This is a genomic window from Desulfovibrio sp. (assembly GCF_041907885.1).
GTDB lineage: Bacteria > Desulfobacterota > Desulfovibrionia > Desulfovibrionales > Desulfovibrionaceae > Desulfovibrio.
Window position 1 is genome coordinate 144917 of record NZ_JAYRGM010000005.1, and the last position, 12327, is coordinate 157243.

General features: G+C 53.7%; 8 protein-coding genes. 4 read left to right on the forward strand and 4 right to left on the reverse strand.

What is annotated here, in order from left to right; genetic code table 11:
* Nucleotides 1-22 precede the first annotated feature (22 nt).
* A complete protein-coding gene (locus ACE3NW_RS05115; RefSeq protein ID WP_374281044.1) occupies nt 23-1669 on the reverse strand; it encodes a DUF6056 family protein in 1647 nt (548 codons plus the stop codon).
* 262 nt (nt 1670-1931) lie between these two features.
* Here ACE3NW_RS05115 and ACE3NW_RS05120 point away from each other — a divergent pair, with 262 nt between their 5' ends.
* Nucleotides 1932-4244, forward strand: coding sequence for a methyl-accepting chemotaxis protein (locus ACE3NW_RS05120; protein ID WP_374281046.1), 2313 nt, complete (start codon nt 1932-1934; stop codon nt 4242-4244).
* Nucleotides 4245-4339: 95 nt separating this feature from the next.
* Here the strand turns inward: ACE3NW_RS05120 and ACE3NW_RS05125 are convergent, their stop codons facing one another.
* Entirely contained in the window at nt 4340-4801 is a 462-nt protein-coding gene (locus ACE3NW_RS05125; RefSeq protein ID WP_374281049.1) for a VOC family protein, read from the reverse strand.
* Nucleotides 4802-5032: 231 nt separating this feature from the next.
* On the opposite strand from ACE3NW_RS05125, the gene ACE3NW_RS05130 reads away from it, so the two are divergent.
* Nucleotides 5033-6277 (forward strand): HD domain-containing phosphohydrolase, encoded by a 1245-nt coding sequence (locus tag ACE3NW_RS05130; protein WP_374281096.1) that lies wholly within the window; start codon nt 5033-5035, stop codon nt 6275-6277.
* A gap of 96 nt (nt 6278-6373) precedes the next feature.
* Here the strand turns inward: ACE3NW_RS05130 and ACE3NW_RS05135 are convergent, their stop codons facing one another.
* Nucleotides 6374-7609: an EAL and HDOD domain-containing protein gene (locus ACE3NW_RS05135; RefSeq protein ID WP_374281051.1), complete on the reverse strand. Its 1236-nt coding sequence runs from the start codon at nt 7607-7609 to the stop codon at nt 6374-6376.
* 242 nt (nt 7610-7851) lie between these two features.
* On the opposite strand from ACE3NW_RS05135, the gene ACE3NW_RS05140 reads away from it, so the two are divergent.
* Both ACE3NW_RS05140 and ACE3NW_RS05145 read left to right on the forward strand, forming a co-directional pair.
* Nucleotides 7852-8265 carry a hypothetical protein gene (locus ACE3NW_RS05140; protein ID WP_374281053.1) on the forward strand — a complete coding sequence of 138 codons (414 nt, stop codon included), beginning with the start codon at nt 7852-7854 and terminating at the stop codon, nt 8263-8265.
* A gap of 723 nt (nt 8266-8988) precedes the next feature.
* A complete protein-coding gene (locus ACE3NW_RS05145; RefSeq protein ID WP_374281056.1) occupies nt 8989-10449 on the forward strand; it encodes a diguanylate cyclase in 1461 nt (486 codons plus the stop codon).
* Nucleotides 10450-10512: 63 nt separating this feature from the next.
* Here the strand turns inward: ACE3NW_RS05145 and ACE3NW_RS05150 are convergent, their stop codons facing one another.
* Nucleotides 10513-11976: a diguanylate cyclase domain-containing protein gene (locus tag ACE3NW_RS05150; protein WP_374281058.1), complete on the reverse strand. Its 1464-nt coding sequence runs from the start codon at nt 11974-11976 to the stop codon at nt 10513-10515.
* Nucleotides 11977-12327 lie beyond the last annotated feature (351 nt).

Genomic DNA, 12327 nt, shown 5'->3' on the forward strand with positions numbered 1-12327 from the left:
CTGGGGAATGCGCTGAAAGCGCTCAGTTCTGTGGCCGGGCAGCGGTAACACGCCGCCATTCAAGGGGCTTGCCCGGTTGTTTTACTGCGATTGCGGCAATGTCGTCCACTGATTTGATGCCGGGAATATACACGGCAGCCTTGCCGTCATCGGTAACATCCGCACTGGCGGGAAAATACAGCAGGCCAACATCCTGGGCAGAAATGATGCCCTTGTCAGAGCGTTCAAGCAGGGCGCGTGTGACAAGTTGCAGCGCCCGGCTGGTGTTGGCTGCGCGCACTCTGGCCGCCACATGCACCTCACCCTGTGGCAAGTTGTCAAAAAACGCAATATTGCACGCAACAAGTGCCTTGGCGTCGGGCGCGCCATAAATGCTCAGGGTGCGGGTTTCGTCCCAGGGGACAAGGCTCCGCCATTCCTGCGAAAAAAGGTCTATCTGGCGGATGTCGTAACCGGGGAAAAAATATTTGTCGGTTTCGGGGTAGTCCAGATTGCGCAGGCTGTACTGCGCCTGAGAGGCAATCATGGGCTGCGCCATAAGAAAAACGCGGGCTTCAACCAGCACGCTTGACAGCAGCAGCCCGCAGAACGCGATGAACAGCGCCCTGGCCTTGAGGTTTGTGGGGTTCAGGGCCGCGAGCAGCGAAAAGGGGCAGAGCGCGGCGAAAAAGAAGGTGGCGCTCATGGCCCTGTAGGGTGTGGAGGGACTGGCCACAAAGGCCGCCAGGCTTGCCTGCGCCATGAAAAAAAACACCACGGCGGGTATCCAGACAGCGGGATTCAGGAGCCCGCGTCGGCGCAGCAGCCATGCAAGCAGCAGCGCAGCCAGAAAGTAGGGCAGCATTTCTAGCTGTTCCGTGCTCCAGAACTGCATAAAACGCAGCAGGGATTCTGCGGAGAGGAGGGGAATTTTGCCTGCACCACCCACCGCAGCCAGACGCACGGCATTGCCGGGGGCCGCCATCATCATGGTCCACCCCAGCGCCGCGCCAGCTATGCCGGCAAGGGCCCACAAATGTACCCGGCCCGATGCCCGCCAGCGAAAGGCGGCAACGCCCGTAGCCGCAAGCAGGGCCAGCATGCCCACATTTTCATTGCTCCAGCCCGCCAGAATGCCCGCAACGACAAAGAGCGGGCCGCCCGGCAGGCGAAAATCGGCCCTGTCGGCCCACATGCGGTAGGGTACAAGAAAAAGCGTGGCCCACACCAGACTGTACCCGTAATCGGGCGTGCCAGTGCGCCAGAAAAAGACCGTGCCGAAAGCGGGCAGGGCAATCCAGACAAGTCCGGCCACCACCACCAGATGCCATGCGTTCAGGCGTTCGCGCCACTGCGCCCCAAGGGCCAGCAGTGCCCCGCCAGCAACAAGCAGCATGAACATGATGGGGGTGAGCACCGGGTGCAGCCAGGAAGGGCCAGAGAGCAATACGCGTGACATGAAGTGGCCGACAAACTTGCCGCTCCATTCCATATATTCCCCGACCTGGGTTGCCCACAGGCCAGCATCGTTTTTTGAAAAGCCAAAATCGTCGCTTATCCAGGGGGTCATGGCACAAAACCACGACATGACGGCCATGATAGCAATACTCACAAGCACTATCCGGTTGCGCCTGAAATTACAGCGGCCGGAAACATGCTGTTGTGCAAAACAGGAATCAGTGTGTTGCATTCCGTAAAAATCCTAGAGTCCATACAGGCGGGAGCATGAGTGCAAAGTACTTCTTTTGCCGATATCTACGAGTAAATATCCCGTGGTGTCAACGCCTTTGCGGCTGGGGCCCGGCACTGCCGCGTTAGTAGTATCTGCCACCCTAATGGTTTGATACCAGTTGTCGTTAAGTGACAATATCGCTAGGATTTAATCTGAAACGTTTTTTGAGACCATGTCTGCTGCCGCACATGTCGGCTCACGTCTGTCCCCGGAGTTTTTCATGCGTCAGGTCAGTATCAACAGCATCTGCACCCTTTCTGTGACGGCTGCCATTGTTGCGGTGATCACCGTGCTTGTCATCTATGTGTCCACCTCTTCTTACCGCATGGTGGCGGGTGTGCAGACAGAAGCCCTGGACGAAGCCAGCAAGATTGTGGCGCGCTCGGCAGAGATATACATCAATCAGTCCATAGATGTGGCCAGCATTCTTGCCCGTCAGAAACCGGTGCAGGATGCCTTTGCCGGGCAGCCCGAAGCGGCGCAGGAATTGTTGCGCGGCTACGTTAAAGCCCTGCCGGGCTACTGGTCGTTTCTGCTTTTTGATCTCAAGGGGCGGATTGTTGCCGGGGTGAATGCCGACATGGCCGATCTGACCGGCGGTGACAGGGCCGACAGGGACTATGCCCGCCAGATTTTCAGCGGCAAGGATGTGGCCCTGAGCGAAAGCGTCATGAAGGCCGCCTCTGGAGACGTGCTGATCTATGTGGTTGCCAGGGCTGTACACGGCAGCAAGGGCGAGGTTCTTGGCGCAGTGGCGGTTTGCCCCCGCTGGACAGATTTTACCGAAAAAACCATCGATCCCATTCGCCTTGGACGGCGCGGCTACGGCTTTACCCTCGACAAATCTGGCCGTTTTATTTCGCACAGCATGGATAAAAAGCTGCTGCTTCAGGATTACTCCAAGGAAACATTCATCCGGGACGCACTGGCAAAGGGCAGCGGCACGTTCGAATATGAGTGGAAGGGCGAAGACAAGTTCATGTCTGTGGCCAAGGTTCCTTCAACGGGCTGGCTTGTGTGCATGAGCGCCTACGATTCGGAACTTACCGCACCGGCGGCAGACCAGCGCACGGTGCTGTATGTCGTGGGCATATGCGCGGTGCTGTTGCTGACCCTGGTTATCCGTTTTGTGAACGGCAGGCTGGTGTTCGGCCCCTTGCAGCGCCTTACCGATTATACAGAAGCTGTAGCCGGGGGCGATTTTAAGGCAGAACTTACAGGCCGCTACCGTGCAGAAATGCAGCGCTTTGCCAGCAATTTGTGCGCCATGGTAGACGAACTTAAAAAGCGCCTGGGTTTTGCCCAGGGCGTGCTCAACGGCATACCCACTCCATGCTATATAGTGGACAGCAATTTTACCATTACCTGGCTTAATGAACAGGTGTGCAGCCTGCTCGACAAGCCGGATTCCAAGGATGCGTATTTGGGCCAGCGTTCTGGCCAGTTTTCGCGGGGTGACGCCAACCATGAAACACTCTCAGACAGGGCCATCAAGGAAGGCAAGCCGCTGAACCGGGAGTTTGATCTCGCAACGCAGACAGGTAAACAGCTGCGCGTATCTGTGCAGACAACGCCCTTTTATGATCTGGACGGTCGCATGCTGGGCTCCATAACCTTCTGGACAGACCTGACAGAAATTTATGGGCAGAAAACCCGCATCGAAGCGCAGAATACCGCCATTGCGCAAACCGCAGTTGAAGTGTCGCAGGTGGCAGAAAGCATCGCCACGGCCTCGCAGCAGCTTTCGCGGCAGGTGGCGCATTCCAGCCAGGGCGCGCGCGAACAGCGTGGCAGGGTTAGTGATACCGCCAATGCCGTGGAAGAAATGAATGCCACCATTCTTGAAGTGGCCCGAAGCGCTTCGGCCACCTCTGAAAATGCGGAGAGGGCCAAGCACAAGGCGCAAGACGGAGCCAAACTGGTGGAAGAGGTGGGCGTTGCGGTCGAGAGTATTCGCGCCGAGGCCGGGCAGATGACCGACAGCATGCGCCGCCTTGGTGAGCAGGCGCAGGGCATTGGGGCCATCATGGGCGTTATTTCAGACATTGCGGATCAGACAAATCTGCTGGCGCTCAATGCGGCCATTGAAGCGGCGCGGGCAGGCGATGCCGGGCGTGGTTTTGCCGTGGTGGCCGACGAGGTGCGCAAGCTGGCCGAAAAAACAGCCCACGCCACCACCGAGGTGCGCACGGCCATCAGCGGTATTCAAAGCGGAACCAACACCGCTGCCGCGCAGATGGACGCGGCAGCCGAGCGGGTGGCCGAGGCAACGGGCCTTGCGCAGCGGTCTGGCGAAGCGCTGGCAGAAATTGTGGAAATGGTCGAGTCGGCCGGGGATCAGGTGCGCTCTATCGCCACGGCAGCCGAGCAGCAGTCTGCCACGTCGGAAGAAATCAACCGGGCGGTCAGTTCCATCAGTGTGATTGCCTCGGAAACTGACGAAGCCATGGCCCAGTCAACCGAGGCCGTGGAGGCCCTTGTGACGCAGACCAAAAAGCTTGAGCAGCTCATAGCGGCCTTGCGCTCCAGCTAGCTTTTTCTGTTTATCGCCAAAGGCCCGTGCTGCTCCCCCACCCCGGGAGAGCGGCACGGGCCTTTTTTATAATAAGGGTAAAACAGCCGCCAGAGTTACACGGGTTTGGCCTGGCGCCAGCTTTGCAGCTCGATGATGTTGCCTTCAGGGTCGCGGGCGTACACAAAAACGGCTTCCATGTTGTTGGGGTAGGCGGCGGTCACCACCTCCCCAACCCGCCCGCCGCCAGCGGCAAGAATTGTCGCCAGGGTTGCTTCCACATCGTCCACCTCAAAGGCAAGATGGGCGAGTCCGGGGCGGTTTACCTCCGGCGGCAGTGCGTCGCGCAGGCTGTCGTAAGAGAATATTTCAAGCGTTGGGTGCGCGGTGTCGCATCCGGGCAGGAGCAGATGTTCGCCGGTAATATGGGCCTGGGGCAGGCCCGTGAGCTTGTCGAGCCACGGTCCGCACAGATCGCGGGTTTGCCCCAGGCTTTTGCAGGCCAGGGCCTCTTTGTAAAAGGCAATGAGTTTTGCCGCATCCCTGGCAATAATGTTGGTGTGTACGTATCGAATCATGGGGCCTCCTGCAATCGGCGGGCTGGTGTCTTGGCGCACGGTAAGCGGGTTGGCGTGCCGCTGCCGGTCTGCGTAGGCAACGGTAACTGTGTGGATGGATAGGCAGAAATTTAACTATGATCAGTCAGTCAGTTCTTGTAAATATGTTCTTTTCATGCACGCGTGATATTGATATTATGTCATGCAGATTACAAGCGCTGCCTATTCCCTTTAAAATCAAGGGTTGGCCTCATGGAAAAGCTATCGTTAAAAGAATTGGCTGTTCCTGTTATTAAGGATATTGATAGCTGTAACTATCTGCTAAAGTCACATCACCGCCGAACAGCCGTAATTGCCTACCATATCGGTAAAAAAATGGGTTTGGGGCATGACCAGCTTTTTACGCTGGTCATCTCTGCCGCAATACACGATGTTGGGGCATTGTCGGTGCAGGAGCGCGATCTGCTGATTCGGGAGGATGTGCAAAATCCCCGGCCTCACTGCGACATGGGTTGCAAGATGCTTTCCTCGTTCGCACCGTTTGCAGAGGTTGCCAGGGTTATCAAGCACCACCATATTCGCTATGCCTCGATGCAGGACATGCCCGATGGAGCTGTGCCGTTAGAGAGCCATATTCTGCATCTGGCAGACAGGGTGGATATAGTAATCAACCCTGATGTCTTTGTGCTCAAGCAAAAATCTGCTGTGGTGGAAAAAATACGGACAAATGTGGGCACGGTCTTTCATCCGCAGGTCTTCGAGGCCTTTGCTGCCGCTGCTGTGCCCGATATTTTCTGGATAGAAATCAATAATCTTGAGCTCGACCAGCTGTTCCGGCGGGTGGATTCGTCGCTCAATTTTGCCCTCAGCCTTGATAATATTCTTGAATTTGCCCTTACAATTTCACGCATCATAGACTTCAGAAGTCATTTCACCGCGTCGCATTCGTACACTGTTGCCAACCTTGCGTATGAAATCGGCAAGATATTCGGCTTTTCGCGTGAGCGGTGCCTTAAACTTAAAATAAGCGGCTATCTGCACGATATTGGAAAAATTGGCATTGATCCTGGTTTGATAGAAAAAAACGGCCCCCTCACCGACGACGAATTTGATCTGGTAAAGCTGCACACCTATTATACCGGGCAGATTTTAAGCAGTCTGAGTATCTCTGAATGGTTTAACGAAATAGTAACCTGGGCCCAGAACCATCACGAAAAATCTGACGGTTCGGGGTATCCGTATTCTTTGCAGGCGGATAACCTTGATCTTGGCTGCAAGATACTGGCCTTTTCAGATGTGATTGCAGCCTTGATGGAAGACAGGCCGTACAGAAAAAGTTTGTCCATTGATACTGCCTTTGAGATCATCAGGGACAAACTTGCAGCAAAAATATCAACCACGATGTTTGAGACTATTGCACTGCACAAGCAGGAAATAAATGATATTGTGGAACAGTCGCACAAAAATGTTTTGAGTGAATACCGTTCAGAAGTTTAGCTTTTGCCTGCTGGCATATATAAAGGTTTTAACACAAAGTGCGCCGCATGATGCCATACATGCGGCGCACTTTGTGTGCAAAAACATATGACGGAATTACACGGTTGAAATCTGCCGCATCATTGTGTCTGATATTTCAATGGCAAGCTCAAAAGATTCTGAAACAGCGTTTTCTGGTATGTGCAATGCCTTGGCCAGCCTGTTTGCCCGGTCAAAATCCAGGTGCTCCATGGCTACGGCAAGGGCAATGTAGTCGGAATAAATGCCCCTTTCGCCCCGCAGTGATGCCTTGATTTCAGAGCTCAGGGGCAGTTCCTTGAGAATTGTGGCCATGGGCACGCCCAGTATGGCTTCGAGCAGCGAAAGCATGCCCACAAGAAAGAGGCTTTCGTTTTTTGGGGCGGCAAACCGGGAGGCAACGCCCAGAGCATCCAGAAAGTGTGCCCGCTGCAAGGCCATGCGCAGCACCTCTGGATTTGAACTTGCGCTGAGCATGTCAGAGTAGAGCATGAGGCGCAGCCAGTATTTTGTTTTCATTGCGCCAAGCAGGGTCAAGGCCTGACGAATCGAGGTGATCTTTTCCCTGAACGAAAAAACTGCCGAATTGATGTATTGCAGCAGTCTGTAGCTGAGAGAAACATCAGATTGCACAACGCTGAGGATAACCTCGGTGTCGGGCGTGTCTTTTTCAATTTCAGCGGCAAGCCTGAGGCGCACGGCGGCAGAACTTGTAATGCCCTTGCCCGTTAAAACCTGTGGTTTGGCAAAATAGTAGCCCTGAAAAAAGGAAATACCCTGCTCGCGAAATGCAAGAAAAGCCGCCTCGGAATCAACCTTTTCTGCCAAAAACTTGCACCGCGTGCCCGAAAAACGGTTTTTGATGGCAATCACGTCATCAATACTGCGCCCGAGGCATTCGAGTTTGATGATATCGATGTAGGGGAAGATATCCTTGTAGCCGGGATCGCCCACAAAATCGTCGAGAGCAATCATATAGCCCTCGGCCTTCAGTTCCTTGAGGCGTTCGACCAGCTCTGGGGTGACGGGAATGTTTTCCAGTATCTCGATAACCGTGTTTTGCGGTGGCAGCGCCAGCGGAAAACGCTTGAAAATCAGCTCTTCCGTGAAATTGATGAAAATTTTGACGTTTTCGGGCATGCCGGATGTTGCGCGTAAAAAACCGCCAGAGGCGACCAGTACGGTTGCTGCGTCCGGATCGTCAATGACGGCGATATTTTCGCACAGCCCCGTGCGGAAGAGCAGCTCGAAAGCCCAAAGCTTGCCGAAACTGTCAAAGATTGGCTGTCGCGCGACAAAAAAATTGTTGAGCATGTGTATTCCTGAAGGCTGCCAAATCCATGAAAATGCAGAATTACTATGCTGATTAATCAGGCATGTTATCAGTGCCTATAATCAATAGCAAGGGGATAAGGTTTTTACTGGGTCGGTTCGGATTTTATATACATCGACAGGGCGGGATGGCATGGATTGCGGCAAAAAAGTGTTTTTTGGCCGATTACCGTAATGTCGCAATATCTGAAGCCATATGATGGATAAAAGAAGAGGAGGGGGTGATGATGCGTTCAAAAAACTCTCTTGAATGTATTATAAAATCGCTGCCAACGTGGCTGATGATCATTCCGTTGGCAGTGCTCAATGGTGCGTTGCGGGACTTTGCCCTGCACCCGCTGCTGGGCTGGTATGCCTTGCCAGTCAGTGGCGTGTTGTTGTGCGGCATGATTGTGCTGCTGGCGTGGCTGCGTGTTCCGCGTTTTGGAAATTGCGGGTTACGACAGCTTGTGCTTGTTGGTGTTGTATGGGCTGTGCTGGCGGTGATTTTTGAGTGTTTGCTGGGCGTTGCCCTGAACAGACCGTGGGTCGATCTGGCGGCAGCCTACGACCTGAGATCCGGCAATCTTTGGCTGCTGGTTGTGGTCTGTGCGGGCTTTGCGCCCTGGCTGGCCGCGAAAATGCGCGGCATTGTGTAGGGTGTCAGTTTCGCATGTGCTTGCCTTGGAAGCAAACGCAGCGCGCCCCACAATGCTGTTTACAATCAGCCTGCGCTGTGTTCAGGTATTCGGGTTAGAGCAGACGATCCGCCAACCGTGAGTGCCAACAGCATGACTGATTTTATTGATATAAAAACGCTAGCTATTTGCTATGGTTTGTGCTGTGGCACACAGCTGGTAGCCTTTTTGTTGCAGTGCAGGATCAACAGGGGCGGGCAGGGGCTTGCGTGGTGGGCTTTGGGCAGCGCACTGATGGTTTTTGGTTTTTTTATAAATTCATTCAGGGACGTTGAAGCCGTATCATCTGTCGCAATTTTTATTTATGCGGGATCATTCATACTTTGCTTTTTGTCGATTTATATTGGCTTGGCAGAGTTTGTAGAGAACAAAAAACTGCTGCGCCCCGTATTGCTTGTTGCGGGCATGACTTTTGCCGTGCTGTGCTATTTTGTGTTTGTTGAGGGCAGTATCTTTGCGCGGCGAACCCTCATCTCTTTTTCGTGTTCCATAATTTCTCTGGCTTCAGCCCTTACGGTTGCCCGTGGCAATTGCAGGCACACTCTGCCTGCCAGATTTTTAAAATATGTATTTGTCTTCAACGCGGTCTGGCTTTTTGTTCTTGCCGTGCTGCCGTGGTGGGGTGCATCGCAGATGCCCGTGTTCCAGCGGCCCGCACCAGTCGCGGTCACGTATTTCCTTCTTATGACCACCAGTACCTTCTGGACCATCTGGTTGATCATGATGGTGAGCCAGCAATTGTCTGACCAGTTGCGTTCTTCCAAGCACTTTCTGGAATCCACGCTCAACGGGCTTTCAGCCAACATTGCTCTCATCAACGCGGCGGGCGAAATCGTGCTGGTCAATCAGGCCTGGCGCGACTTTGCCGCTGGCAATGGCATGCGACACGAACTGGTATCTGAAGGGGTAAACTATCTGCATGTCTGCCAGGGGGTGTGCGCAGAGAATGCCAAGGAAGCGCAGTCGTTTGCCCAGGGAATGCAAGCGGTGCTTGACGGGACGGCTGACTCTTTTGTGATGGAATATGGCTGCCACTCGCCAGAGCAAAAACGCTGGTTTCTGGGCAGGGTTAATCCCTTTCGCGGTGATGGCCCGCGCATGGTTGTGGTGGCGCATGAGGATATTACCGAGCGCAAACTTGCAGAGATCGCCCTGGCGGAATCTAACCGCAAGCTGGAGCTGATGACCAACGAGGACGGTCTGACAAAAATTTCCAACAGGCGGCATTTTGACGCCATGCTTGCCTATGAATGCAACCGCCATATCCGCTCTGGGGCAACACTTTCGCTCATCATGCTGGACATAGATTTTTTCAAAAATTTCAACGACACCTACGGCCATGTGCAGGGTGACGCATGCCTTCAGCTGGTTGCGCAGACTGTTGCCCAGTGTCTCAACCGTCCCACAGATCTGGCCGCGCGTTATGGAGGGGAGGAGTTCGTCTGCCTTTTGCCCGAAACGGATGTTCTGGGGGCGCTGAGTTTGGCCGAGAATATTCGCAAGGCAGTTTTGCAGCGGGGTATTCCCCATGCCGGTTCGCAGGTTGCCAGCGTGGTGACTGTCAGCGTTGGGGTTGTTTCCTGTCTTTGCGATGCCTCTGCAACGCCAGAGCAGATAGTGCAGCGTGCGGATGAGCAGCTCTATCAGGCAAAACACGATGGCAGAAATTGCGTCAAATTCAGCGCAGACTGGGATGATCTGCATATTCAACACAATTCGTCGAGCAGCTGGGGCTTACAGGTTGTCTGGAACAGGGATTATTCTTCGGGAAACGCCCTCATCGACGGGCAGCACATGGAATTGGTCTCCATCGTCAATGGCCTGCTTGAATGTGCCATTGCGGAGGAAGATGCCACAGATCTGCGTTTGCGGTTCAGTAACGTTTACCAGATTGTTGAAAAACATTTTGCCGACGAAGAAGAAATTCTGCATGCCAGCGGATACCCAGATGCTCAGGAGCATGTGGCACGGCACCACGAGCTGCTGCAAAAATGCTCTGGTCTGCTGGATCAGGATGCTGAAAGCCCGGTAACGTCTGTGCAGATGCTGCAATGTATCATACACGATCTTGTTTTGAACCATATGGTCAAGGAAGATGGCAAGTACTTTGCGTATCTGAAGACCGAGAATGCCCCCGCACACTAGCCTGTATGCGGTAATGCGGCAGTAAAAAGCTGGTGCGCCATGTCTGTTTGATGGCGCGCGGCCCTAGCTGGCCAGTACGCTGTTGTTTCTGCCGTTGGCCTTGGCTTTGTACAGTGCTGCATCAGCTTTTTTAAGCAGGTCTTCCGGGTTCTGACCTGTCGCCGGATAGCAAAAGGCCACCCCCGCGCTGACAGTTACTACGCCGGTTGCCTGAATCTTGTCGTGCGGAATCCCCGCGTCTTCAACAGCCTTGCCAATTTTTTGCGCCACAGTCAGGGCCTCTGGCCCCTCACAACCCGGCAGCACAACTACAAACTCCTCGCCGCCGTAGCGGGCTGCAAGCCCCTGGCTGCTTCCGGGAATCTGCTCAAGTATGCGGGAGATGCGGCGCAGGCAGTCATCCCCCTCTTGATGCCCGTACCTGTCATTGAAGTTTTTGAACCAGTCCACATCCAGCATGATTATGGCAAGTGGCAGGGCACTCTCGCAAGCCTGCTGCCAGGCAGACTGATAGAATGCATCGAATTTTCTTCTGTTGGGCAGTCCTGTCAATCCGTCGAGATTGCTGAGAATTTCGAGTTTTTTATTGGCTTTTGCCAGCTCGGCCGTGCGCTCGGCAACCCGTTCTTCCAGGCTGGCCCTTTCATCAAAAAGGGCAACGCCCATGTCGTTGAAGGCCTGGGCAAATTCGGCAAGCTCCCGGCTTTTTGGCAGGGCGATGCGTTCGCCAAGGCGCTCGGTGGGGTTGGCGGCGATATGCATGGCAACATCGCGCGCGCGTTGCAGGGGAGTGATGACCTGGGTGTTGAGCAGATAGCCGGTAATAATCAAAAAAACGCACAAAAAGGCCAAAAAATACAGTGAAGATGCCTTGGCGTTGCTGTTGGCGGTTTCCAGAGCCGATGCCAGCGGTATCTGGATGGAAATGGCAGAAATTATCTCTCCCACAGGCCAGCCAAAGCCGCTGTCAGTGCCATAAATTTCCACAAGCCCTGGGGGAGCAACATCAGGGGTAGAGTGGCAGGGAGCGCAGGTTGCATCAGTAATCATAAAGGCATGCATAACCGTGTAGTATGGGCTGCCGTTGATTTCACGAACCCCCTGAAACCTTTTCAGAGCTCTGTTTGCATTGAATTCCCTGATTTTTTGCACTTCAAAGTCGTCCGCTTCATCCAGGGGGTGACGGGAGTTGATGGTAGAGAGTTTGATGCGGTACTGGTCGCCACCCATGGCGATATAGCCGCTGTTGATGCTGCGCAAATTGTAAAATGCAGACATGAGGTCGGGATCAAATTTCTGCCCGGGCGAGTTGCCCATCAAAAGCAAAGTCTTGGGCCTGATTTTGAGCATGAAGCGCTCAAGAATGGTCTGGTTCAGGGTGTAGATGCTCTCTGCCGCGATTCTTGCCTTTTCAATGGACCGGTTTTTTTCTTCATTGTAGGCGTTGATGATGTATATGGAAGCAGCAATGATAAACGCGGCCACAAAGCAGGAGTAGACAAGTGTTTTGATGGATCTTGTGTTCATAAGCGTGTTGCCTGGACGATGAGAATGATTGTTGTGTTCTCAAGCACCTTTTTCGCAACGTTATTGCTTTCTGCTCCAGCGTAAAAGTATCTGTTTGTCATAATCCGTATTGTTCCAGGTACTGGTGCTGAAGGTGGCTGCTTTTTTACATTGCAAAACGAGTGAATCTTGAAATCTGCTATCCGTCTGGCTGAACTAGGAGTAAGTGTGTGCTCAAAGAGTATAGCGTTGTTCTGATCCGAGGTATACGGCTTCCAGTCAGCTGAAAGCAGTTTTTAGGTATTGTCTTAAAACCATACATTTACAGACTGGAATAGCCTCAGAGGTCAGCTTTTGACTGTCTGGTGTGCA